This window comes from Blautia wexlerae DSM 19850 (genome assembly GCF_025148125.1).
Lineage (GTDB): Bacteria > Bacillota > Clostridia > Lachnospirales > Lachnospiraceae > Blautia_A > Blautia_A wexlerae.
In genome coordinates, this window is record NZ_CP102267.1 from 1,616,543 (window position 1) to 1,642,084 (window position 25,542).

A 25,542-nucleotide genomic window follows, 5' to 3' on the forward strand; every position below is an offset into this window, starting at 1 on the left:
AAAGAACTTATGAAAAAGACAATCATCACAGTAGTAGGAAACGATACCGTAGGAATTATTGCAAAGGTTTGTACTTATCTTGCAGACAATAATGTAAACATTCTTGATATCTCCCAGACCATCGTACAGGGATATTTCAACATGATGATGGTAACAGATGCCAGCAAATGTGAGAAAGACAACGGAGTTCTTGCCAAAGAACTGGAAGCCCTTGGAGATAAGATCGGTGTAGTAATCCGCTGCCAGCATGAAGATATCTTCAATGTAATGCACAGAATCTGAGAAAATCTAAGCAGGTAAGCCACTGAGGGACTTTCCTGTATCAGATTGCCTGAAAAATGCTGAGAGAACATACAAGGGAGAAAAACAAAATGATCAATATTTTTGAAGTAAATGAAACGAATAAAATGATCGAGCAGGAGAATCTGGATGTGCGTACCATTACTATGGGTATCAGCCTTCTGGACTGTATTGACAGTGATCTTGCTGTTTTAAATGAGAAAATCTATAAAAAGATCACAACCTGTGCAAAGGATCTGGTATCTACAGGTGAGGCTATTTCCGGTGAATATGGAATTCCGATCGTAAATAAAAGAATTTCCGTAACTCCGATCGCATTGATTGGCGGAGCTGCATGTAAGACAAAGGAAGATTTTGTAACTATTGCAGAAACTCTGGATAAGGCTGCCAAGGTGGTAGGCGTAAACTTTATCGGCGGTTATTCTGCACTGGTAAGCAAGGGAATGACTCTTGCTGAGAGACTTCTGATCGAATCTATCCCACAGGCTATGGCGAAGACAGAGCGTGTCTGCAGTTCTGTAAATGTTGGATCTACACGTACAGGTATCAATATGGATGCTGTTAAGCTGATGGGTGAGATCGTTCTGGAAACAGCGAAAGCTACCAAAGATCAGGATTCCCTGGGATGTGCGAAGCTGGTTGTATTCTGTAATGCACCGGATGATAACCCGTTTATGGCAGGCGCTTTCCATGGTGTGACAGAAGCAGACACTATCATTAACGTTGGTGTCAGCGGACCTGGCGTTGTTAAGACTGCGCTGGAACAGGTAAGAGGTAAGGATTTTGAAACTCTTTGTGAGATGATCAAGCGTACTGCCTTCAAGGTAACACGTGTTGGTCAGCTGGTAGCACAGGAGGCTTCCAGACGCCTTGGTGTTAAGTTTGGCATCGTGGATCTGTCTCTGGCTCCTACTCCTGCAATTGGTGACAGTGTTGCTGAGATCCTTGAGGAGATTGGTCTGGAGCATGCAGGTGCACCGGGCACAACAGCAGCGCTTGCTCTGTTAAATGACCAGGTTAAGAAGGGTGGAGTTATGGCTTCTACAGCAGTTGGTGGTTTGAGTGGTGCATTTATTCCGGTCAGCGAGGATCAGGGTATGATCGATGCGGTGAATGCAGGGGCACTGACTCTTGAGAAGCTGGAAGCTATGACTTGTGTATGTTCTGTAGGTCTTGATATGATTGCAATTCCCGGAGATACGAAGGCTTCTACGATTGCGGGTATTATTGCGGATGAGTCTGCAATTGGTATGGTGAACCAGAAGACTACGGCGGTTCGTCTGATCCCGGTAATTGGTAAGGGGGTTGGCGAAGTGGTTGAGTTCGGTGGACTGCTTGGTTATGCACCGATCATGCCGGTGAACCAGTTCTCCTGTGATGCGTTTGTGCAGCGTGGCGGAAGGATTCCGGCACCGATCCATAGCTTTAAAAACTGATAAAAAAGGCCAGAAACTTCGGAAAAGGGGAGTTTCTGGCTCTTTTTATGTTCAAGAGGGACGCGGAGCGGAAAATATTTTGTCTGGGGTGCGGTTTCGGAGCCTAAGATATTCTAAGTTTCCATAAATCTGCTAAAAGCATGAGCCGTCTTGTCAAACTCGCTCCGTTGCAAACTTCGCTCAGACAGTGATGCAGCCAGCTCATAACGCAGATTTCTGAAAACTAAGCTGCAAATGCACCCCAGACAAAATATTTTCCGCTCCGCTGGTATCTGGTTTTAACTATAGCAATTAAAGAGATTCCAGAATATTGAGGAGTCGGGTGTTGTCTTCGGGGTGCATGATGCAGAAGCGGATGTATTCGCCGTCCAGGCATTCGAAGGAGGAGCAGTCACGGATCATGAGACCCTGACGGATGCAGGCGTCGAAGACGTCCCGGGAGGTCAGGCCGGGCTTCTGGATTTTCAGGAGGAGAAAGTTGGCGTAGGCCGGGTAGGTTTTGTAAGTGGGGATATTCTCCAGTGCTTTGAGCAGGCGGGTGCGTTCTGAGAGAATGAGGTCCCGGGTCTGGCGGATGTAGGTTTTATCCTGGAGCATCAGCTCGCCGGCCAGGGCTCCCAGACTGTTGAGAGACCATGGTACCTGTTTTTCTTTCATTTTTTTGAGAAATTCCAGGTTCCCGGTGATTCCGTAGCCAAGACGCATACCTGGGGCTGCGTAGAATTTTGATACGCCGCGCAGAATCATAAGGTTCGTGAATTCTCTGGTAAGGCTGACAGCAGTGATCTCATTGATATCCGGGGCAAATTCTACATAAGTTTCGTCGATCATCACGAAAATGTTCCGCTCATTGCAGAAGGAAACGATTCTGCGCAGGTCATTTATGTTAATTGCAGATGAGGTAGGATTATTTGGGTTGCAGAGGATGAGAAAATCGTATTTTCCATCCAGAGTCCGGCAAAAGTCATCTACATCGAGAACAAAGTTATCCTCTTCGCGCAGGTGGTAGTATTCCTGAGTGCTTCCGGAGAAGGAGAGTTCCCTGGAGTATTCTGAATAGGTCGGACCCAGGATAAGGGTATGCTTTGGATTTCGTTGCTGTATCAGCAGTGCGATCAGTTCGCTGGAACCATTTCCGGGAAGGATGAATTCAGCAGGAATATTACAATATTCTGAAATTGTGCTGCGAAGTGAAGTATAATTTCTGTCTGGATAAGAAGACAGGATATCCAGCCGTCCTGCAAGCTGTTCCTTTACATGCTCAGAAAGCCCCAGCGGATTTACATTAGCCCCAAACTTCACAATTTCCTCAGACTTAAGCTGATAGACCTCACATATTTTCTCAATATCACTCCCATGAAAAACCATTTTTGCTGTTGACATATAATATCCCTCATTTCTATATAATCTAATCTATATAAACTTAAAATCACTACATAGCAGATCACAGATCTTTTCTGAACATTATTTTAACACTTATCATATCGTTCTGTAAACATCACTGTTTACATATTGCTATCCTGAAATATACAGGTGTTACTGTTCGCTCCGTTCACAGTAACTTAGCCAAAATTCATTCCAGATTGCCTGCGGCAATGGAATTTTGGCTTGTATGTCTCGGGATTTTGGCATATTCATGCCAAAACACCTCGCGGGATAGTGGTGTGTGAACAGTAACATATAGGTCCCAATATCATTTCAGCAGGCATTTAACAGAAGGCAAGTTCCCACCCACTGCTTATTGCTTTTCGCAACCACCGCAGGGGATTTACTTGATTCGATTAAATAAGTCTCCTGCGGTGGTGCAGAAAGCAAGCAATTCGGCATGCTGTCGAAAATGGAATATATGTCAATTTGTCAGTACACAGCGAAGGAATGGGAAGGGATTTCGGGCGCATTTGAGGGTTCATAGTAATTCTTGGTATTTGGGAAGCTGCGTTATTCAAAAAAATCTCACTGTCTGAGCGAAGCGAGTTTGAGATTTTTTTGAATGTTTTTAGCAACTTCCCAAATGCCTTAGAATTACATGGTTCCGAAACTAAGCCCGAAATCCCTTCCCATTCCTTCGCGTCCCTTTTGAAAAAATTAATGGAAAAAAATAAAAAATAAACCTCTTGACATATCTGCATTAGCGTGGTAAAGTAAACACATCAAAACCGATGAGAAAGAAGAGTAAACAACCAAGAATCATTCCAGAGAACGGCAATTGGTGGGAAGCCGTATGAAACTGATTGTTGAATGGCCTTTCGAGGGCGGTCCGAAATCTTGATAAGCGTGAGAGTAGGCACCGACGGGAACCGAACCCGTTATAAATCAGGAGTGTATGTTTGTACATGAGAAAGTGGACAATTCGTCAATTTGAGTGGTACCGCGATAATAAGATTCTTATTACCGTCTCAAGCAACAGATAGCTTGTGGCGGATTTTTTTATATATAAAGAGAATCTGTTATATGGCACCCCCTGTAATGCAGGAAAATCTGCTGATGGCAGGTGGGTATCACAGCAGTTGACACATCCGGGAAAAAGAGGAATCCGGGGAGTTCTTTCTCACAGACAGTGACAAGGGATTGGCAAACATCCCTGAGACTATGGCAGTTAAAAAACCATGAACTGCTAAATAAGATGTAGAGAGAGGAAAAAAGACTATGAAAAAAAGAGTATTAGCAATCGCAGCAACAGCAATGGCAACTATGATGATGGCATCACCGGTTATGGCACAGGATTTCAAGATCGGTATCTGCAATTATGTAGATGACGCTTCCTTGAATCAGATCGTAGACAACATCCAGTCCCGTCTGGAAGAAATCGGCAAGGAAAAAGACGTAAATTTTGATGTGTCCTATGATAACTGTAATGCAGATGCCAATGTTATGGAACAGATCATTTCTGATTTTCAGGCTGATAATGTAGATTTGATGGTAGGTATTGCAACACCTGTAGCAATGCGTATGCAGTCCGCAACAGAAGGAACCGATACACCGGTTGTATTTTCCGCAGTGTCTGATCCTGTAGGAAGCGGCCTTGTAGAGGATCTGGATGCACCTGGAGCAAACATTACAGGTACAAGCGATTATCTGGATACAGCATCCATCATGAAACTGATCCAGGCAGTGAACCCGGATGTAAAGAAAATCGGACTTTTATACGATATCGGACAGGATTCTTCTACAACAGCCATCCAGGAAGCCAAGGATTATCTGGATAAAGAAGGCATCGAATATGTAGAGCGTACAGGTACCACAACAGATGAGGTACAGCTTGCAGCAGATGCACTGGTGGCAGATGGCGTAGATGCAGTATTCACACCAACTGACAACACAATTATGACAGCAGAGCTTTCTATCTATGAGAAATTCATTGATGCAGGTATCCCACAGTATACAGGAGCTGACTCCTTTGCACTAAACGGTGCATTTGTCGGATACGGTGTTGATTATGCAAACCTTGGACAGAAGACAGCAGATATGATCGCAGACATCCTTATGAATGATGCAGATCCTGCAACAACATCTGTTGAAACTTTTGATAATGGTACTGCAACAGTAAACACAGAAACCTGCGAGGGACTGGGACTTGATCTTGAAACTGTTAAAAAAGATTTCGAGCCGTTATGCACACAGGTAAATGAGATCGTTACAGCAGAGAGTTTTGATGATGTAGAGAAATAATAAGGATATTCGGACAGCATTTTGAATAAATTCAGAAGTTCTGGGTTTATGGAATCCATTGTGCCGGTTGAAAAGACTGATATATTTTCTGAATTAAAATGAACAGCAGCAGATATTTTCTGTTGCTGTTCATTGAATGTAATAAAATAAATACAAACTGGAGGAAATCATCGTGACTATTGCGACTATACTCTCTCTTGGAGAGACCGCACTGAAACTTGGCCTGATCTGTTCATTGACAGTTCTTGCCCTGTTTCTCAGTTATTCCATGCTGAATGTCTGTGACCTTTCCACTGATGGCTGTTTCACACTGGGAGCAGCAGTGGGAGCAGCAGTGGCAGTCAGCGGACATCCTTTTTTATCAATTTTTGCAGCTATGGCTGCAGGTATATGCTCGGGCTTTGTGACAGCCATACTTCAGACAAAGCTGGGTGTTGACAGTCTTCTTGCAGGAATTATCGTTAATACGGCTCTTTATTCTGTGAATATTGCAGTGATGGGAGGTTCCTCCCTGATCAATATGAACAGAACAGAGACGGTATTTTCCATGATGAAAGAAACATTGAAAAGTACACCGCTGAAAGGAAGAGGAGATATTGTAGTTGCTTTCATTGCAGTAGCCATTGTGATTGTCTTCCTTGTATTTTTCTTAAGGACAAGACTTGGTCTGGCAATCAGGGCAACAGGAAATAATGCAGATATGGTAAAATCCTCATCTATTAATCCGGTATTTACTACGATTGTAGGTCTCTGTGTTGCCAATTCCTTCACAGCACTTTCCGGATGTCTTCTGTCTCAGTCACAGAAATCTGTAGATATCAATATCGGACAGGGAATGGTTACCATCGCGCTGGCTTCCCTGCTGATCGGTGGTACGATTCTTGGCAGAGGTGGAATTTTCGTGAGAGCTGTTGGCATGGTACTTGGATCTTTTATTTTCCGTCTGGTATATACCGTCGCACTGAGATTCAATATGCCGGCATTTATGCTGAAACTGGTATCTTCTGTGATCGTTGTGCTGGCTATTTCAGGTCCATATTTGAAAAAACAGTGGCCGCAGATTAAGAGAAGAATGACTCACAGGAAGGGAGTACAGTGATTTATGCTGAAGATTGAACATATTTCCAAGACTTTTAATCCGGGTACGGTAAACGAGAAACAGGCCATCAGAGATTTATCCCTGAATCTGGAGAAGGGCGATTTTGCAACGATCATCGGTTCCAATGGAGCTGGTAAATCCACTCTGTTTAATGCGATCTGTGGAGATTTTCTTACAGATTCCGGTGTGATCATGCTGGATGGACAGGACATTACTTTTATGCCCCAGCATGTACGTGCAAAGACCATCGGTCGCCTGTATCAGGATCCTATGAGGGGAACTGCACCTGGAATGACTATAGAAGAGAATCTGGCACTTGCAGCAGGGAAAGGCGGATGGCTTTCCCATGTGTCCAGACAGGAGAAAGAACGATTCCATGAAGAACTGAAGCTTCTGGATATCGGACTTGAGAAGCGTATGACTCAGCCGGTAGGACTTCTTTCCGGCGGACAGAGACAGGCGCTGACACTTCTCATGGCAACCATGAATCCGCCCAAGCTTCTGCTTCTGGATGAGCATACAGCAGCCCTTGACCCGGGCACAGCAGAGAAGGTGCTGAATCTTACGAAACGAATTGTAGAGGAACATCAGCTTACCTGTCTGATGATCACTCACAATATGCAGTCGGCCCTTGATCTGGGGAATCGTATTCTGATGATGGATTCCGGAGATATTGTGCTGGATATCCATGAAGAAGAAAAGAAAGGCCTGACAGTGGAAGGTCTTCTGGAGAAGTTTAAGACAGGTGCCGGTAAGATGCTGGATAATGACCGTATTCTTCTTTCCGGAGAAAAGTAATTATAAAAATAACATATAATTGTAAATGAAAGAACCATTATATACAGAAGCTATAGTTGTTGCCTGAAGCATACAGCCATGTTTTCTGATATAATGGTTCTTTTTGTCTGGTAGCGACTCTATTGCTTGCTGTAATTTGCAGAAGGTTCCTGCTCTGGTTTGAGTGTGATAAGTTTGCTCCCAACCGCTGCTGCGATGAATATCCAGATAAACATTTTAACCGGGAAGCAGAGGAAGAGAAGCATGGTTACTGCCAGTGGCTTTTTCATAATTCCACCCAGAAGTGATGCAGTAACGATTGCAGCTCCAAATACCACATGTCCCCCGTCTGGCCCGCAGGTCAACATTGCCACGCCGTATCCCATACATACTCCGGCAAAGATGACAGGGAAGAAATGTCCTCCCTTTAAACCGAACTGAATACACAGATTTGTCAGCAGGAGCTTAAAAAACGCAATGCCAATAAGTGCCAGCGGCAGATAAGAGGTATAGGTTTTCATAAGTGTTCCCATCTGTTCTTCTCCGGAAAACATAAGTGCAGGTAAGAATGAACCTGCGATTCCAAGGCATAAACCTGCAAAAATCTCTTTTACAACTGCCGGGAATCTGTTGGAAATATTTCCGGTCAGCTTGTGTGTTGCCTGATAGAAGTATGCCAGGATAAGACCGCACAAAATATACAGAATCATAAGCAGATAGTCTTTTCTCTGGATTTCCACCATATCAAAGGATGGAAATCCGGAAAGCCCTGCACCAAAAAGTGCAGATAAACCTGCATAAATACCAGTGCCTGCAGCCAGCGCGATTCCGTAAATAAATAATTTGGAACCCTTTGTTAAGGCTGCAAGGTCTTCTTCAGAGTTTTCTTCTACTTCGAAAATACCGAACAGAGGTGCGTGAAACAGCATACTCATGGAGACTGCGGCACCAATCTGCGAATAATTTCTGGTATTCTGTTTGGCAAACTTAAGGTTGTCTCCGGCCCAGTAGCATAAACCTACGATAATACCGGTAAGTCCGGCTTCGGGACCTACACTGCTTCCTATGAGTAATGGCAGCAGTGCTGCCACCATCATTACAAGCATGTTTTTGTATTCGTATCTTTTTTCTGCTCTGACTTTTTCCATAACGGTTTCAAGATTTTCGGGATAGTCTCCGAATATTTTTCGGAAAATACCGATAATTGCCGCACCGGCTACACAGATAAGAATCGTATAATAGGGAACAGAGGTTTTTCCGGGAAGCCATTTCCATAGAAATTCAGTTCCGACTGCCATTATTTTCAGCAGGATCCATACCAGTGCACCGGCAACAGCACCAATGAGTGCACAGAACAGCCACAATTCAAGCTGATTTTTTAAAGATACGTTTTTGGGGCTTTTTGTGTTATTCATATAGCCATAACCTTTTTGTCAACTTTCTGCCTTTCCGAAATTAATTCCAAGTACGATCATGTTGATACCCTGCATTAAAACAGAAAATGCGATCATATATCCTGCAGAGATCATGGTAAGTACAGGATGGGTAAATGAAATGATGCTGACAATTACGGATAAAACACCGCACACAATACTCAGGATACCTTTTCCTTTAGATGTTTTATATACCTTTGTGCCGGCGGCAATCTGGAAAATACCGTAGATCAGAATGATTGCACCGACCATATAAGCTGCCATTACGTCTGTGATGAACCGCTGAATGCCGCTGAATAATAAGATAATACCCGCAAGTCCTTCCAGAACACCGAGAATACATGCTCCGATTTCTTTCTTTTCTTTGGATAAAGAAAGGATTACAAGTTCAATACCATTTACAAACAGAAGGATTCCCAGGATCCATCCGATTGCAAGAAAAGTTCTCATTGGTCTTACAAGAGTGTAGACTCCTAATAACAATGTTAAAACTCCGGTGATCAAAGTGAGGTATTTTAGTGCTTTATTATCTTTCATACTGTTAAGCTCCTCTCATATTGCAAGTGAAACCGTTTTATACTATACTTCAATTAATTTCAGGCAGTATATTATTTCATTGGAGGACAAGTGCATGAAAAGAATTAAAGTATTAGGCAGTGTTTTAAAACGGACTCGCGCAGATAAAATTATCATTGGTTTTATTGTGTTTATTTTTGCTATCGCAGCAGTGATCCAGCTGGTTGAACCGGACATTAACCGATACGGAGATGCACTGTGGTATTGCTATGCGGTGATCTCCACTGCCGGATTTGGCGATGTGGTTGCGGTTACTTTTATTGGAAAAATGTGTTCCGTTCTTCTGACGATCTATTCGCTTTTTGTAGTTGCCATTGCCACCGGGGTAGTGGTTAATTTCTACACCCAGATGGTGGAATTGCAGCGAAAAGAGACACTTGCCATGTTTATGGATCAGCTGGAAAGACTTCCTGAGCTTTCCAGAGAAGAGCTGGAGAATATTTCCAGAAAAGTGCGCCAGTTTCGGTAGCTGTGGATCTTACTGATCTTTGGAAGAAAGTTCTTCTTCCTGCTTGCTGCGTACCTGCGGGATCAGAGAAGCTGCCAGCTTTCCTTTTCCGCGGTTTCGCAGATACAGAATACCGATGATAGAAAATACGACTGCGCCGATAAAGTTTACGATCAAATCTTTCATGGTATCAACAATACCAATATCAAGATAGCCTCCCAGATTCCAGGTCTCGCCGTTAACGGCCAGGGACTGAACATCTACATGGATCGGAACATTTGCACCGGTAGGATTCAGCTTCACAGAGTTGATGGCCGGTACGATCCAGTCCTTCTGCATATCCATTCCAAAAAACCAGTCCATGCTGAATTCAAAGAATTCCCACATAACACCAACAGTCATTGAAAAACAGAATGCAAAAAAAGCTACAAAATACGGTGACATTTTAATGGAAAACCTGTCGCTGCGGTTAAAAAGATCAATCAGTGCAAATCCGATGGCAGCCATCAGAAAACCGTTAGTAGTATGTAAAATGGTATCCCAGATAGGGATTTTTACATAAAAGGCATTGATTTCGCCAAGAATTTCTGCTGAAAAGATAAAGATCAGAATCACTGTTTCCAGTCCCGGTGGTATTGTGACGTTCAGTTTCCTGTCCAGAAACTGGGGAACCATAAAAAGGATCAATGTCAAGATTCCCAGAAACATATTGTGGTAATTTCCCAGGAAAAACTGACGTACAACAGATAAGATTACCAGGGCGGTAAGTACCATCTGAATCTTTGTTCTGTTCTTTTTCAAACCTGAATTAGCTTTCATTTTTCTTTTCCTCCTTCCTTATTTTATATCCTTATCCTCACTGTTTGTATTTTAACATAAGTGCATCCAAACAACAAGAATTATAGGATAATAAGCTGTTTCTGGGACTCGTGGCAGAATTTTCTGCCGGTTTTCAGACACAGAAGTTTTTCATATAAATTGGAAGAAAAAACAGTTTCAGATAAAATCTGATTACCTTCACTGTCCAAAAGATTTTGGGCGTCCGCAAGCTTGGTGATAAGAGGAATTCGGCTGTGCTGCTTGATCCGGCTTAGCAGTTCGCTGCTTTCTTTGCGGAAACCAAGAACCCGGGCAAAGGGAATCTGTGCTGGTGCAGTATGGATATTTAATATAATATGAAGCAATGCCCTCTGTATCCTTGTCTGAGTCAGTTCTCTGGTTTTTAAAACAGATACAGACTGGGAAAAGGACAACAGAAGATTCTGTTGATTTATGATCCGCCGGGCGAGATCCTCGGAAACATCCATATAGGAAGAAAGGCTTTCTACATTTTCTTTCATAAGGCAGTAAGAAAGAATAGAGTCCAGAGAATTTTCTGTGAGAAATTCACCGGAGTCCAGCACCTTTTTGAAAACGTAAAAAGCATCTGGTGGAATCTGGGATGATAATATATTGGCAGTTTTGGTATCCGGATTCCTGACTGGATTATTTATGTCTGAGATTGCCTCTGAATGGTCACCTTCCAGATTCTGAATAAGACTGCGTATAGCAGTTGCAGATGCAAAGGAATCAGTAGATGAGTGTAAATCAGGGGAGGAGCTTGCTAAATCTCCTTCAGGGACAGTGGTTTCATGATACCCCATTCCTTCCCTGCGGATGGTAACAGGGCGGATCTGGCTGTTCAGGCGGAGAAGTGCCTTGCAGTATTCGATCCCCAGAATATTATTCGGTGTATTCAGAATCTGTGTAACTTCATTTAACAGAGGAGTAAGGACTCCGTCAAAATCGTCACCATTGAAGTTGCGCGGATTCTTAAAATATTCTGTCAGTGCCTGGCTTCTGGCAGCCGGAAAAGTCAGCCCTTCGCTTAAAAAGCTTTTCAGCAGCTTTTTATATTCTTCAGGTTCTTCTACAAGGATCTCAGCCAGTTCTTTCAGTGCGCTGATCTCCCCGGATTCACTTCCAAAGCAGAGCATATCAACAATACCAAGGCTGTCTAACAGGGAAACACCCCCCATTGCAAAGGCTTCTGCACTTGCTGTAGAGATGGATACCGGCATTTCAAGTACAAGGTCAGCACCACACCGCAGAGCCATTTCTGCACGTGCGTGTTTGGAGATGAGAGCAGGAGTGCCGCGCTGCACATAATCTCCGCTCATGGCAACGATAACGTAGTCTGCTTTTAACCTTTCCTTTGTATACCTGATTTGATATTCATGTCCTTTGTGAAAAGGATTATATTCTGCAATAATTCCTGCTGTTTTCATAAATTTACACAGATGCTCCTTCCTGAAATTTTGTAGAGTTCTCTTTTTTAACCATATTGCATCTTAAAAAATACTTTTTTATGTCATATTCTACCATTCAGATGCTTGAAATACAAGGCTTCAGGAGGTATAATGAAGACAGCGCAGAAAACAGATTACTGTTTACTGTATATATTCGGTGAATGGTAATGACATCTGGTATACAGATATTGTGATATCAGAACTGCTATATGAAAGGAGCCATTTTAATCATGGGATTTATTGACACACTCAAAGAGAGAGCAAAAGCAAACGTAAAAACAATCGTACTTCCGGAGACAGAGGATAAGAGAACTCTGGCAGCTACAGAGAAAATTTTAAAAGAAGGAATTGCAAAGGTTATCCTTGTTGGTAACGAAGAAGCTGTTAAAAAGAGTGCAGCTGAAGACGGATATGATATTTCCGGCGCACAGATCGTAGATCCTGCTACATCAGAGAAAACACAGGGATACATTGACAAGTTAGTAGAATTAAGACAGAAAAAAGGCATGACACCGGATCAGGCTAAAGAGATTCTTCTTAACCAGTATCTGTACTATGGTGTAATGATGGTAAAAATGGGCGATGCAGACGGTATGGTATCCGGTGCATGTCACTCTACAGCTGATACATTAAGACCATGTCTTCAGATCCTGAAAACAAAACCAGGTACAAAACTTGTATCTGCATTCTTCTTAATGGTAGTTCCGAACTGCGAATATGGCGCAAACGGCGCATTTGTATTTGCTGATTCCGGTCTGAACCAGAACCCGACTTCAGAAGAGCTTGCAGCAATCGCAGCATCTTCTGCAGAATCCTTTGAACTTCTTGTTAAGGAGAAACCAATCGTTGCAATGCTTTCACACTCCACTAAAGGCAGTGCAAAACATGCTGACGTAGATAAAGTTGTAGAAGCTACAAAGATCGCAAAAGAGCAGAATCCGGAACTTGCACTTGACGGAGAATTCCAGCTTGATGCAGCTATCGTTCCAAGCGTAGGCGCTTCTAAAGCTCCTGGAAGCGAAGTTGCAGGTAAAGCTAACGTACTTGTATTCCCAGACCTTGATGCAGGTAACATCGGATACAAACTTGTACAGCGTCTTGCAAAAGCAGAAGCTTACGGACCTGTAACCCAGGGTATCGCTAAACCTGTAAATGACCTGTCCCGTGGATGCTCTGCAGACGATATCGTTGGTGTGGTAGCTATCACAGCAGTACAGTGCCAGGCTGACGACAACAAATAAGATTTCAGTCAGACCGTAAAACGGACTGAGAATTATTTCATTGACTACATAATGTTAAAGGCATCGGAGGAGATATTTCTGATTCTGATGCCTTTGATATCATTACTCATATTTCCCTAGAAATGATGAGAATAATATTATAATATGAAAGGAAAAGCTGACAGAAATATTCGAAGACTTGTGTCAGGATTATGGACAGTATTCGAAATTTGTTGCCGGCAGAATATGAAAATGAACGTATTAGTAATCAACTGTGGAAGTTCATCCCTTAAATATCAGCTGATCAACTCTGATTCAGAAGCAGTTCTTGCAAAAGGTCTCTGCGAAAGAATCGGTATCGATGGAAGATTAGTATATCAGAAAACAGGCTGTGACAAAGAGATCACAGAAGCTGCAATGCCTACACATAAAGAAGCAATCCAGATGGTACTGGATGCCCTCACAAATGATAAAACAGGCGCAATCGGAAGCCTGAAAGAAGTAAATGCTGTTGGACATCGTGTTGTACATGGTGGTGAGAAATTTGCCAAATCTGTAGTGATCACAGATGAAGTAATCTCAGCAGTAGAAGAATGCAATGACCTTGCACCACTTCATAACCCTGCAAACCTGATCGGTATCCGTGTATGCTCCGAGCTTATGCCGGGTGTACCTCAGGTAGCAGTATTCGATACAGCTTTCCATCAGACAATGCCTGCAAAAGCATATCTCTATGGTCTTCCGATCGAATATTACAAGAACTACAAAGTAAGAAGATATGGTTTCCACGGAACATCCCACAGCTTTGTTTCCAAACGTGCTGTTGAATTCCTTGGTCTTGACAAAGACAACTCCAAAGTTATCGTCTGCCACCTTGGAAACGGTTCTTCCATCAGTGCTGTAGTAAACGGACAGTGTGTAGACACAACAATGGGTCTTACTCCACTTGAAGGTGTTGTTATGGGAACACGTTCCGGTAACATCGACCCGGCTATCATGGAATTCATCGCTAAGAAAGAAAACCTTGATATCGCAGGTATGATGAACGTTCTTAATAAGAAATCCGGTCTTCTTGGATTATCCGGCGGATTATCCAGTGACTTCCGTGACCTGAACGATGCAGCTCAGAGCGGAAACGAAGATGCAGCTAACGCAATCGATGTTCTCTGCTATGGTATCGCTAAATTCGTTGGCGGATATGTTGCAGCTATGAACGGTGTAGATGCCATCGTATTTACAGCAGGTATCGGCGAGAATGCTATTCCTGTACGTGAGAAAGTTGTAAGCTATCTTGGATACCTTGGAGTTACACTTGACAAAGAAGCTAACGGAGTTCGCGGAGAAGAGATCGTTATCTCTACACCGGATTCCAAAGTTAAAGTTGCTGTAATTCCTACAAACGAAGAACTTGCAATCTGCAGAGAGACAGTAGCTCTGGTTTAATTTTCACAGATAATAAAGTGTCTGTTTTGTGTCCAAACGAGAGAAATATAACTGGATAAAAGTTATATTTATATAGAAGGGAAGGGTGCATCTGTCAGGAGCACCCTTCTTTGTGCCCGTAAGGCATGTGGAAATTACCTGATAATAATGCCGCCGGATGATAAAATACTTCGTAAAGGAATATTACTTGACAAAATGTGAAATTTTTCTAATTTATCGTTGACAAAAGCAGAGGCGGTATGTATAATAAAACAAGTGTGGATAGGAGAAAAGTATGCAGATACATTTATCAGATATTTCATCCAGTGAAGGAATGCGTATTCAGAAGACTGCAGAGTTTGGAATGGATACGATCACCTTTCAATCAGGAAGCTTTCCGGTACTTGCAAAAGAACCCATAGAGCTTACGATCACGAATACAGGTGACAGAAATCTTGAGATCAGAGGAACGGGTAAGATTACCGTAGGTATTCCCTGTGACAGATGTCTGGAAGAGGTTTCAACAGAGATTCCTTTGGAGATTGAGCGAAAACTTGATATGAAGCTTACGGATGAAGACCGTGTGAATGATCTGGACGAAAGTTCTTATCTCACAGGTATGGACCTGGATGTGGACCAGCTGGTCTATCTTGAGGTACTGATGAGCTGGCCTTTGAAGGTTTTATGTAGAGAAGACTGCAAAGGAATCTGTAGCCAGTGCGGGAAAAACCTCAATGACGGTCCCTGTGGATGCGTCGAGGAACCTAAGGATCCCCGTATGGCAGCTATCAGTGATATATTTAGTAAATTTAAGGAGGTGTAACATAATGTCCATCTGTCCGAAGAATAAATCTTCCAAAGCAAGACGCGATAAGAGAAGAGCAAACTGGAAAATGAGCGCTCCGAACCTTGTAAAATGCAGCAAATGTGGCGAACTGATGATGCCACACAGAGTATGCAAAGCTTGCGGAAGCTACAACAAAAAGGAAATCATTAAAGTTGAAGACTAATTTTTAATGGTTGCAAAGTATGGCAGGTTCTCCCGTTTGGGATGCCTGCTTTTTTGTGTATTATTTTATGTTATAGGAAATTACTCTGTAATGTTCCGGAATTGCTATAAAATTCTGTGTAGCGCGAAACGGTTTGCCGGGCAGCGTGGACAGTAACTGCAGATGATCCATATAAAGATAGATACATCTGAACATTATAATGGATGAGGAAAAAGTAATGAATGAGAAGGAGAAGGTAAATCAGATCACAGAAGGTGTGATCTGGAAACAGCTGCTGTTATTTTTCTTTCCTATTGTATTTGGAACATTTTTTCAGCAGATTTATAATACGGCAGATACTATTGTTGTCGGCCGTTTCGTAGGAAAACAGGCACTTGCTGCAGTTGGAGGTTCTGCCAGTCAGATCGCCAATCTGATCGTTGGCTTTTTTGTAGGGCTTTCCTCAGGGGCGGCAGTTGTGATTTCGCAGTTTTATGGGGCAAAAGATAAGAAGAATCTGAGTAAGGCACTGCATACAGCATTCGCATTCTCCATTGCAGCGGGAATTGTTCTTACTGTAGTGGGGATTTTTCTGACCAGACCTGCATTAATGCTTATGAAGACACCTGCAGATGTGGTAGAGGACTCTGCAGTGTATCTTCATATTTATTTTGGCGGAATGGTTTTTAACCTGGTTTATAATATGGGGGCCGCCATCCTGCGTGCAGTAGGAGACTCCAAAAGACCACTGTATGTTCTGATCATTACCTGTGTGCTGAACATTATTCTTGATCTGCTGTTTGTGGTTGCGTTTGGCATGGGTGTGACAGGAGTAGCTGTTGCTACAGTTACTTCTCAGGTAATCAGTGCGCTGATCGTAACAGTAATGCTTCTGAAAACCAGAGAGATATATGTGCTGAAGATCAATCAGATCCGTTTTGACAGAAGAATGCTGTTTTCAGTTCTGAGAATCGGTATTCCGGCAGGTCTGGAATCTGTAATGTATAATATTTCCAATATTGTGATACAGGTATTTGTAAATAATCTGGGAACTGACACAGTGGCGGCATGGGGAACTCTTGGGAAAATCGATGCTATTTTCTGGATGGTGATCAATGCGTTCGCAATTTCCATTACTACCTTTGTGGGACAGAATTTCGGAGCCGGCAAATATCACCGTATGCGAAAGAGTGTGAGTGTCTGCATGGTCATGAGTATGGTCAGTTCTGCGGTGATGATCATTTTGATGTATTCATTTGCTCCCTGGATTTATCGTCTGTTTACCACAGACAGTGCAGTGATCGTCCATGGTGTTCATATGAGTCGTTTTTTACTGCCGTCCTATTTCATTTATGTGATCATAGGGATTCTGTCCGGGGCACTGAGGGGTACCGGGAAGGTTCTGGTGCCTATGCTCCTTACCTGCGGCGGTGTGTGTTCCCTGAGAATCCTGTGGCTTTTTACAGCCGGACAGATGTACCCGGGAATTAATACGATCATGCTCAGTTATCCGGTTTCATGGAGCATTACGGCAGTATTGTTTATTGTATATTATTTTATGAAATTTCCAGGAAAGAAAAAGGAGAATTAATCATTTTTCGGTACACCATTTTTCATGAAATAATGCAGTTTATCCTATGTCTGTTGCCGAAATTCACCAGATAAGGTAAGCTAAGAACAAAGGAAATTGAGAATAAAGATAACGGATCGAGTAGTAATGTAAAATGAAAGTATGAAAAAAGCATGAGAAAACAGAAAATAACAGTTCTGATTTTAATGATAACTCTGTGCCTGACTGGCATATGGGGAATGAAAAAAAATACCACAGTATGGGGCGCGGTGATCCGGGTAAATGATGTGATCGTACCGAAGGATATTCCTGCAGTAGCTGTAGAAATAAATAAAAGCAGCGAACTGATTACTGAGAAACTGTCTCGGGTTTTCTATACAGTTTATACAGACACAGATACACTGCATATTCCAGTGTTCTGGGATGTTTCGTCTGTAAATATGAAACTGGCAGGCGTTTACACAATGAAAGGTGTACTGAAGCTTCCGCCTGAGTATGCTTTTGATGAGAGTGAAAGTCTGCAGGTACAGACAACTGTTTCTGTGCAGTACCCGGACAAACCGGATATTAATATATATTACAGGCTGACTGCGGCAGGAATCTATATATTTCCCTGGTTGAAGCAGGAAAATTTTGACTCCATGGAAGCTTATCTGAAGAAAGAAAGCGGACAGTGGATCAACCTCACTGAGGAGGGCTTTGCTCTCTGTGAAGAGGAGGGCCTGTATGTATCTAACCAGAGTATGGTTGTGGGCAATACCTATTCTCTGTTGGTAACCTATGATAATGGAAGGAAGCAGACCAATACTCTGCGGTTTCAATACCAAAAAGACGGCAGTCTTAAAATTTACGGTTATCAGCACAGTTTGCTTGGAAACACAGAGAAGCCTGGAAAGATCATCTGCTCTTATGATACCGGAGATGAGAAATATCTCAGCAGATGTGCTGCCTATGCAGTAAAAACGGGGGGAAGCCTGAAGCAGATTGAGAAAGAATTGAAGGAGAATGTCAGACTGCGTGTCAGCACTGCAGAAACATTTGAAAATACAGCGGAGAATCCGGAGCTGATTTTGGAATCCTCCTGGGATCTGAGCCAGGTAAATACAAAAAAACAAGGCGTGTACAAGGTAACCGGGTCATTTGTGATCCCAGAGGGATATGAAGTAGCTGACAGCCTGACGCTGCCAGAGGCATATGCATATCTTTCTGTACAGAAAAAAGGAGAACCACAGATAAATACCTACAGCATGCCGGCTGTAGATCTGTTGGAATTTCCGGTGCTGCTGGATGGATTTTCTGCAGAGGAACGCCGGAACATACAGGTTTACCTCTCTGAGAATGAGGGAAATTACCGGAAAATTGATGATGACTTGGTGGAAGTGACTTCTGATGGAATTCAGATTTATTACAGAGAGATATTAAAGAAAGGACAGAACTACCAGATCTGTGCTGTCTATGAGAAAGGGAGCACAGGAATTTATTCTTTTTCCTATAATGATGCGTTTATTGTCAATGAATACTGGCATGAGCGAAATTTTTCGGACAGAGAGGAAAAAGATCTTCCTGACATTGTGCAGAAAGCACCTGCTTCGTCAGAAGTAGTACAGGAAGAAAAGAAAGAGAATCTGAATACGGGAAGTGCCGGATATCATTATGGTGACTCTTACGGAACAGACAATAATACAGACGGACAGAATAGCAGCAGTAACAAAGCTTCTGATGCAAAATCTGCTGAAATATCGGATACAGAGAATTCCGTGACAGAGTTAAGCACCGACACCATTACTGCAGTCAGTGGAAAGAGAATGCTTCTTATGATCCAACAGAATGGAAGTGCAAGGTTTGAGAAACAGGGAATCTCTGTAACATTTTCTCCGGATACAGTGAACGGATGGAAGATCAATGCAGAGGATGAAATCCAGATAAGAATCGAGAAAACGTCAGAAACTGCATTTTCTCTGCGGATTTTTGTCAGAGGTGAGGAGGTAACAGAAGTTCCGGGAACAGTGGTGGAATTTCAGACATCTGTGTTTGGCGGAATCCAGTTACCTGAAACAGTAAAAGCGGAGGATGTGCAGGGAAATCAATATGCAGTGAATTATCAGGAAAAGCAAAATGTTCTCCGTATGGAAATCAGCCAGACGGGAGACTATTTCCTCATAGATGGAGAATCAGAAAGTATGGGAGATCAGACGGATGAGGACAGTGTGGAAGCTGTTTCAGATGGAGAAGATACAGGATTTACAGAAGAAGAGTCGGTGCCGGAAGAGAAAACAGAACAGAAAACAGAAGCTTCCGGCAGGCAGCTTCTGATGATAATACCTACATTACTGGCAGTATGTATCATGGCATTTGCTGCTATTTTTGTATTTTGTAAAAAACGCAGATAAGGGACAGAGGAAAAGCAAAAAAAGCACCCGAAAACAGAAGGAGGTGTCAGCAATGAAGAAGAACTGGAAATATTCATTACTACTTATAGCAACTGTATTTGCATTGACTATGGGCATATTCTTTCTGTTTTACCGCTTTGATAACAAATATACGGCCAGGGGGGACCAGGCCATTCAGGGAATCCTCTATGTGCCTGATGATGATTCTGTGCATTATCTTGCCAGGGAATGGGAATATTATCCGGATGTATTGCTGACACCGCAGGAAATAAAGGAACAGAAGGAGGACTACTACAGCCGTTATGTTTCCATTGGCGAGTACGGTGGAATGGACCTGGGCGACAAAAATAAATCTCCTTTTGGAAGTGGTACCTATCGGATGACCCTGGTGCTTCCTGAAAAAGAAAAACAATATGCTATTGGCCTGACAGAGATTTTTTCTGCTTACAAGCTGTATATTAATGGGGAATTGATGGGGCAGATGGGAAATCCGGATCCGGACAATTACCAGGAGCAGATTCAGAACAGGGTATTTACCTTTGAGGGAAAAGGAACTGCAGAGATTGTGATCGCAGTGACAGACAAACATTCGGTGTCATCGGGAATTCAGTATGTGCCGGTTTTGGCTTCTCCTTTTAAAGTGAATATTATCCGCGGGTTGTCGCTTATGATTGCTGTGGTATTTATGGCTTTTACATTTTTTGTCCTGATTTTTTCAGTGTATATGTATATGCGAACTAAAAAAGTGGAGTTTGGACTTTTTGCCCTGCTTTGTATCTGTGTGCTGGGATATGGTTCTTATCCGATCCTGCATTCCTTTGTTGCAGTAAAAGTACAGCCTTGTTATGGAATGGAGGCATTGTTCTATTATCTGATGTTTGCCGGTGTTATGCTGGTACAACAGAAGATCCTGGGAGGTGAGGAAAGGATTCCGGAAATTCTTGCAGGTGTGGCCGCAGTAGCCGGAGTGATGGTTTTTGTGGCAGAAATGCTGTGCAGCAGAGCCCAGTCTGCAACAGGGCTGTATCTGATCTCTAAGCTTACAGAGATTTTGAAGTGGGCAGCAGCCGGTTATCTGCTTTTCAGAAGTGTAAAGGAGATAAAACAGAAGTACAGTAATGTACTTTTAGTGGGAATTGTTGTTTATGCAGCGTCTCTGGCAGCAGACCGGATATGGAGATTATATGAGCCGATCATTGGCGGGTGGTTTATGGAAATTGGTGCAGCAGTGCTTGTAGCCAGTGTGGGACTGACTCTGTGGATGGAGCTTGCCAATGCTTACAGATTTCAGCTTACCTATGGAGAATACAGCCGTCAGATGGAACAGAAACTGCAGATACAGAAACAGAATTATGAGGAACTTACAGAAAAGATGGATGAGATCAGCAGGATGCGCCATGATATGAGACACCATCTGCGCACCATCATGTCTTACACCCAGCAGGGAAAATATCAGGAGATGATGGAATATCTGCAGGAGTATGCATCCGTTATAACAGAAGAGGAAAAGCTAATCTGTTATTGCAGAAACATGGCCGTAGATGCAGTGATCCATTTTTATGCAGGAGAACTGAGGAAGAAAGGGATTCCTTTTGAATGTGATATGATGCTGCCACAGAATATTGGCATTTCAGATACAGATCTGTGCAAAATATATGGAAATCTTCTGGAAAATGCCGTAGATGCAGTAAAAGATCTGCTGCCGGAAAATAAGCCTTATGTAAAGATGCTTACAAAGGTTAAGAACAGGAAGCTTCTGATAGAGATTTCAAATCCATATTCCAATGGAATCCAGCGAAGGGAAAAAGTTTTTTATTCAACAAAGCATGAAGGCTTTGGAATCGGAACAGCGTCTGTGGCAGAAGTGGTACAACGAATGGGCGGATATGTAGTTTTTAATACAGAAGAGGGTATTTTTAAAGTAAATATCTTTCTGCCGGTGAAAACAGTACAGTAAATAAATAGTTACTGCCCGGAGGGGAAGAGGCATATCGGAAATACTTATTTATCAGAGTCTGAAGAGAATAAGTATTCCAGATATGCTTTTTTTATTGCGTTGGAGCCACGCTTGCGTACAGTAACAAGCTCCTGATTGTCCATAACAAAGCCTTCATCTGTGGATTTCTCGATGTGATCCATATTTACGATACAGCCTCTGTAACAGGAGAGAAAACATTTCATTCCCTCCAGAAGCTCTTCGAATTTCTGGAAGGTTATGTAGGAGCGTATAATGCCTGCATCTGTGGTATGTACCTGAACTGCATTGCGGTAGGTATCCACGTACAGGATGCTCCTGACAGGGATCTTTACAGGGGTACGGTCGGAAATCAGCTCTATATATCTGGAATTCTGCGACTGCCTGAACTGGATTGTTGAGAGGATCCGGCAAAGCTTCTCCGGGTCAAAGGGCTTCAGCAGATAGTAGGATGCCTGTACATCATAGCTTTCCACAGCAAAGGAATCACTGCTTGAAATAAAAATCAGAGCAGCTGTATCCCTGGCTTCGCGGAGCTTTCTGGCTGCATCCATACCGGTCATACTGCCCATATAAATATCCATAATGATCAGGTCGTAAAATCCGGGTATGTATTTAGTAAAAAAAGCTTCTGCGCTGGAATACAAATGGATGTCTGCGGATGTGTTCTGGGATTCATAATAAGAAGAAATGACAGATTTTACCTGACGCAGATCTTCCTTTGAATCGTCAAGGATTGCAATATTCAAAAGGAGTACCTCCTAAATTAACTTAAACATAATTTGTATTTTAGCGTATTTTCATGAGTTATTCAAGTACGGATTCCTTACTGAAAGCAAGTAATACCATAAGTATTTATTCATTTTTCCATATTTCATGAAAAATGTCATTTAATCCCATGTATCTTGAAAATAAGACTGAAATTTTTTATAGTAAGAACATAGAAATTCAGTTTAGAAATATGTACACACATTTTAAGAAAGGATGGTAAAAAAATATGAAAAACTGGAAAAAAATAATGGCAGGTCTTTGTGCTGCTGCAATGGTAAGCTCTATGGTTGTTCCGGTATGGGCAGCAGAGGAGACTACAGAAGAAGCAGCAGATGACGGAGATGTCGCGGATGTATCAGAGGCAATGTTAGGACTCTGGAAGGACAGCGCAGGAGATATCTACGGATTCTACAAAGATAATTCGTTTTTTGGTCAGTGGAAGGATGAAGAGCAGGATGTTCTTGGTGTATATGCCCTGAGTTCAGACGGAGAATATACAGCTCTGGTAATGCAGTTCGCAAATGACGACGGCACGTATGATGATGAAAATATGGTAACTTATCTGGTGCAGGCAAATGAGGAAGAGAATCTTCTGGAACTTTATGATCCGGACAGTCTGGACCTGACTGCAACCCTGGAGCCTTATGAGGCAGACGGTGATGAGTCGGATTACAATCAGACTTATCAGGATATGGGTGATATCCTGACAGAGTGTTATTCCGGCGAAACAGAAGCGGGTGAGACTTTTATTTATGCAGCTAATGATGATGGAACTTTCTGCTCAGTACTTGTGATCGATCAGGATGATAACTATGTAAGCTTTGTTGGTGAAGGTACTTTTGATGAAGAGAATGGTACTGTGACGATTACTGATGAAGTTTCTGAGATGGCACTTACTTTTGGCGTGGCAGTGAATGATGATGATACACTGACACTGGATATGGGTGATCTTGGAAGCGCTACTGTAGAGGAAGCTACGCTGGCGGTTGCTGTGCAGGGACTGAAGTATGCAGTTGAGAATGGAACTGAGATGAACTAAGCAATTCTTTTTCAGGAACAAAAATATGTGATTTTGAGGATACTCCTCTTCGGATAGATTTATTCGGAGGGGAGTGTTTTTTCTGTGCCGGGGGTTTTAGAATGGCTGGGAAGATGGTATAATGAGGAGCGAATTCTATAGTTTTTGTGGAAGTGTTACAGATGAGCAGAAACAGACAGGAAGCGAAAATTACGAGAGAGGTTTGAATTTATGAATATTCTGAATATAGAGCATGTTTCCAAGGTGTTTGGTGAGAAGGTGGTGCTGGATGATGTTTCCTACGGGGTGCATCAGGGAGATAAGATTGGGATCATCGGGATTAATGGGACTGGGAAGTCTACGATTCTGAAGATCATCGGCGGTCTGGAGGAGCCGGATGAGGGGCAGGTGATCACTCAAAATGGCCTGAGAATCACGTATCTTCCGCAGATGCCGGAGTTTCCGCAGGGAGCTTCTGTCCTGGATTATGTGGCAGAAGGAAAGTGGCAGAAAGACTGGAGTACTGAGAGCGAGGCAAGGAATGTTCTGAATAAGCTGGGAATTACAGACCATGAGGAGAAGATCGATCATTTATCCGGGGGACAGAAGAAAAGGGTGGCACTGGCAAGGACTCTGGTGAATCCCTGTGATGTGCTGCTTCTGGACGAGCCTACCAACCATCTGGATAATGAGATGGTGACCTGGCTGGAGGACTTTCTGAGAAGTTTTAAGGGCGTTGTGATTATGGTTACTCATGACAGATATTTCCTCGACAGGGTTACTAATAAGATTCTGGAGATTTCCCATGGCGGCCTTTATGCTTATGAGGCTAATTACTCGAAGTTTCTGGAACTGAAGGCAGAGCGTGAGGAGATGGAGCTTGCCAGTGAGAGGAAGAGACAGAGCGTACTCCGCATGGAACTGGAGTGGGCAAAGCGTGGATGCAGAGCCAGAAGTACCAAGCAGCGGGCACGTCTGGAACGCCTGGAGGCACTGAAGAACGGAAAGGCTCCGGTGCGTGATGCGAATGTGGAGCTGGATTCTGTTGAGACACGTATGGGAAAGAAGACAATCGAACTTCACCATATCAGCAAGAGTTTTGGTGAGAAGAAGATCCTGGATGATTTTAATTATATTGTGCTGCGCAATCAGCGTCTGGGAATTATCGGCCCCAATGGATGCGGAAAGTCAACTTTGATCAAGATTATTGATGGGATGGTACAGCCGGATGCAGGAGAAGTGGAAATTGGAGAAACCATCCGCATAGGGTATTTTGCACAGGAAGTGCCGGATATGGATACCAATCAGCGTGTGATCGATTATATCCGCGACGTGGCAGAGTATATTCCGACCAGAGACGGGAAGATTTCCGCAACAATGATGCTGGAGAGGTTTCTCTTTGATTCTGCCATGCAGTATGCACCCATTGCCAAATTGTCAGGTGGTGAGAAGAGGCGTCTGTATCTGCTGAAGGTTCTGATGGAGGCGCCGAATGTGCTTCTTCTGGATGAGCCAAGTAATGATCTGGATATTCCTACACTGACCATTCTGGAGGATTATCTGGATTCTTTTGCAGGGATTGTGATCGCAGTGTCTCATGACAGGTATTTTCTGGATAATATTGTGGACAGGATTTTTGCTTTTGAGGGGAATGGACATCTGACCCAGTATGAGGGCGGATATACGGATTATACAGAGGCGCTGGCGAGAAAAGGCGGGGCAGTATCTGAAGGACAGAGCATTGCAGTTGGTGCGGAAAAGAAGAAGTCGGCTCAGGCAGACTGGAAGCAGAATCGTCCCCAGAAGCTGAAATTTACCTATAAAGAGCAGAGGGAATTTGAAACTATCGATGATGATATTGCAACGCTGGAGGAACTGCTGGAGAAGCTGGATAAGGATATGGAGGCCAATGCCACCAATTCTGTGAAGCTTCGTGAGATCATGGAGCAGAAGGAGAAGGCACAGGCAGATCTGGATGAGAAGATGGACAGGTGGGTTTATCTGAATGATCTGGCGGAGCGAATCGAGGCACAAAAAAGTGAAAAGTGATTTTTTTCAGATGCTATTGACTTTGCAGAGGGTTCTTTAGTATGATACAGATTATGGAAGATTGCAGGAGCTGCTTTGCAGCGGGGCAATTTGCGGATGCCGGGTCAGTAAC

Annotated in this window: 21 protein-coding genes and 1 other annotated feature; of the genes, 15 read left to right on the forward strand and 6 right to left on the reverse strand. The window is 43.0% G+C overall.

Going from position 1 to position 25,542, the window contains the following annotated elements; all coding sequences use genetic code 11:
• Window positions 1-9 precede the first annotated feature (9 nt).
• Both NQ550_RS07495 and NQ550_RS07500 read left to right on the forward strand, forming a co-directional pair.
• A complete protein-coding gene (locus NQ550_RS07495; RefSeq protein WP_008704728.1) occupies window positions 10-282 on the forward strand; it encodes an ACT domain-containing protein in 273 nt (90 codons plus the stop codon).
• Between the two features lie 89 nt (window positions 283-371).
• Window positions 372-1,736 carry a PFL family protein gene (locus tag NQ550_RS07500; RefSeq protein WP_025576931.1) on the forward strand — a complete coding sequence of 455 codons (1,365 nt, stop codon included), beginning with the start codon at window positions 372-374 and terminating at the stop codon, window positions 1,734-1,736.
• A 291-nt stretch (window positions 1,737-2,027) separates the two neighbouring features.
• On the opposite strand, the gene NQ550_RS07505 is transcribed toward NQ550_RS07500, so the two are convergent.
• The gene (locus NQ550_RS07505) at window positions 2,028-3,119 is read right to left on the reverse strand and encodes a pyridoxal phosphate-dependent aminotransferase (RefSeq protein WP_025576930.1); all 1,092 of its coding nucleotides are present in this window, start codon (window positions 3,117-3,119) and stop codon (window positions 2,028-2,030) included.
• A 767-nt stretch (window positions 3,120-3,886) separates the two neighbouring features.
• Window positions 3,887-4,138, forward strand: a binding site (T-box leader).
• A 244-nt stretch (window positions 4,139-4,382) separates the two neighbouring features.
• On the opposite strand from NQ550_RS07505, the gene NQ550_RS07510 reads away from it, so the two are divergent.
• The 3 genes from NQ550_RS07510 (at window position 4,383) to NQ550_RS07520 (ending at window position 7,302) form a co-directional block, all read left to right on the forward strand.
• Window positions 4,383-5,405 (forward strand): ABC transporter substrate-binding protein, encoded by a 1,023-nt coding sequence (locus NQ550_RS07510; protein ID WP_008704725.1) that lies wholly within the window; start codon window positions 4,383-4,385, stop codon window positions 5,403-5,405.
• Between the two features lie 172 nt (window positions 5,406-5,577).
• Entirely contained in the window at window positions 5,578-6,504 is a 927-nt protein-coding gene (locus tag NQ550_RS07515) for an ABC transporter permease (RefSeq protein ID WP_008704724.1), read from the forward strand.
• 3 nt (window positions 6,505-6,507) lie between these two features.
• The gene (locus NQ550_RS07520) at window positions 6,508-7,302 is read left to right on the forward strand and encodes an ABC transporter ATP-binding protein (protein WP_022380585.1); all 795 of its coding nucleotides are present in this window, start codon (window positions 6,508-6,510) and stop codon (window positions 7,300-7,302) included.
• Window positions 7,303-7,421: 119 nt separating this feature from the next.
• Here NQ550_RS07520 and NQ550_RS07525 read toward each other — a convergent pair whose 3' ends face one another.
• On the reverse strand, window positions 7,422-8,696 hold the full coding sequence (locus NQ550_RS07525) for a chloride channel protein (protein WP_025576928.1): 1,275 nt from the start codon (window positions 8,694-8,696) through the stop codon (window positions 7,422-7,424).
• Window positions 8,697-8,714: 18 nt separating this feature from the next.
• Window positions 8,715-9,251, reverse strand: a complete 537-nt coding sequence (locus tag NQ550_RS07530) for an HdeD family acid-resistance protein (protein WP_025576927.1) — start codon at window positions 9,249-9,251, stop codon at window positions 8,715-8,717.
• Window positions 9,252-9,345: 94 nt separating this feature from the next.
• Between NQ550_RS07530 and NQ550_RS07535 the strand changes: the two genes are divergently transcribed.
• Entirely contained in the window at window positions 9,346-9,759 is a 414-nt protein-coding gene (locus NQ550_RS07535) for a potassium channel family protein (RefSeq protein ID WP_008704717.1), read from the forward strand.
• Between the two features lie 9 nt (window positions 9,760-9,768).
• Here the strand turns inward: NQ550_RS07535 and NQ550_RS07540 are convergent, their stop codons facing one another.
• Window positions 9,769-10,557 (reverse strand): DUF2238 domain-containing protein, encoded by a 789-nt coding sequence (locus tag NQ550_RS07540; RefSeq protein ID WP_025576926.1) that lies wholly within the window; start codon window positions 10,555-10,557, stop codon window positions 9,769-9,771.
• An 80-nt stretch (window positions 10,558-10,637) separates the two neighbouring features.
• The gene (locus tag NQ550_RS07545) at window positions 10,638-12,005 is read right to left on the reverse strand and encodes a tRNA(Met) cytidine acetate ligase (RefSeq protein ID WP_025576925.1); all 1,368 of its coding nucleotides are present in this window, start codon (window positions 12,003-12,005) and stop codon (window positions 10,638-10,640) included.
• 251 nt (window positions 12,006-12,256) lie between these two features.
• Between NQ550_RS07545 and pta the strand changes: the two genes are divergently transcribed.
• The 7 genes from pta to NQ550_RS07580 all read left to right on the forward strand — a co-directional run bounded on the left by pta (window position 12,257) and on the right by NQ550_RS07580 (window position 21,574).
• Window positions 12,257-13,267 (forward strand): phosphate acetyltransferase, encoded by a 1,011-nt coding sequence (gene pta / locus NQ550_RS07550; RefSeq protein ID WP_025576924.1) that lies wholly within the window; start codon window positions 12,257-12,259, stop codon window positions 13,265-13,267.
• Between the two features lie 231 nt (window positions 13,268-13,498).
• The gene (locus NQ550_RS07555) at window positions 13,499-14,689 is read left to right on the forward strand and encodes an acetate/propionate family kinase (RefSeq protein ID WP_025576923.1); all 1,191 of its coding nucleotides are present in this window, start codon (window positions 13,499-13,501) and stop codon (window positions 14,687-14,689) included.
• A gap of 274 nt (window positions 14,690-14,963) precedes the next feature.
• Window positions 14,964-15,491 carry a YceD family protein gene (locus tag NQ550_RS07560; protein WP_008704711.1) on the forward strand — a complete coding sequence of 176 codons (528 nt, stop codon included), beginning with the start codon at window positions 14,964-14,966 and terminating at the stop codon, window positions 15,489-15,491.
• 4 nt (window positions 15,492-15,495) lie between these two features.
• On the forward strand, window positions 15,496-15,678 hold the full coding sequence (gene rpmF, locus NQ550_RS07565; protein WP_008704709.1) for a 50S ribosomal protein L32: 183 nt from the start codon (window positions 15,496-15,498) through the stop codon (window positions 15,676-15,678).
• 217 nt (window positions 15,679-15,895) lie between these two features.
• Window positions 15,896-17,248, forward strand: a complete 1,353-nt coding sequence (locus NQ550_RS07570) for an MATE family efflux transporter (RefSeq protein WP_025576922.1) — start codon at window positions 15,896-15,898, stop codon at window positions 17,246-17,248.
• A 152-nt stretch (window positions 17,249-17,400) separates the two neighbouring features.
• The gene (locus NQ550_RS07575) at window positions 17,401-19,617 is read left to right on the forward strand and encodes a hypothetical protein (RefSeq protein ID WP_025576921.1); all 2,217 of its coding nucleotides are present in this window, start codon (window positions 17,401-17,403) and stop codon (window positions 19,615-19,617) included.
• A 52-nt stretch (window positions 19,618-19,669) separates the two neighbouring features.
• Entirely contained in the window at window positions 19,670-21,574 is a 1,905-nt protein-coding gene (locus NQ550_RS07580) for a sensor histidine kinase (RefSeq protein WP_025576920.1), read from the forward strand.
• Window positions 21,575-21,618: 44 nt separating this feature from the next.
• Here NQ550_RS07580 and NQ550_RS07585 read toward each other — a convergent pair whose 3' ends face one another.
• A complete protein-coding gene (locus NQ550_RS07585) occupies window positions 21,619-22,341 on the reverse strand; it encodes a LytR/AlgR family response regulator transcription factor (RefSeq protein ID WP_008704705.1) in 723 nt (240 codons plus the stop codon).
• Between the two features lie 248 nt (window positions 22,342-22,589).
• Between NQ550_RS07585 and NQ550_RS07590 the strand changes: the two genes are divergently transcribed.
• Both NQ550_RS07590 and NQ550_RS07595 read left to right on the forward strand, forming a co-directional pair.
• Window positions 22,590-23,402, forward strand: coding sequence for a hypothetical protein (locus NQ550_RS07590; protein ID WP_025576919.1), 813 nt, complete (start codon window positions 22,590-22,592; stop codon window positions 23,400-23,402).
• 210 nt (window positions 23,403-23,612) lie between these two features.
• On the forward strand, window positions 23,613-25,430 hold the full coding sequence (locus NQ550_RS07595) for an ABC-F family ATP-binding cassette domain-containing protein (protein ID WP_025576918.1): 1,818 nt from the start codon (window positions 23,613-23,615) through the stop codon (window positions 25,428-25,430).
• The last annotated feature ends 112 nt before the right edge of the window (window positions 25,431-25,542 follow it).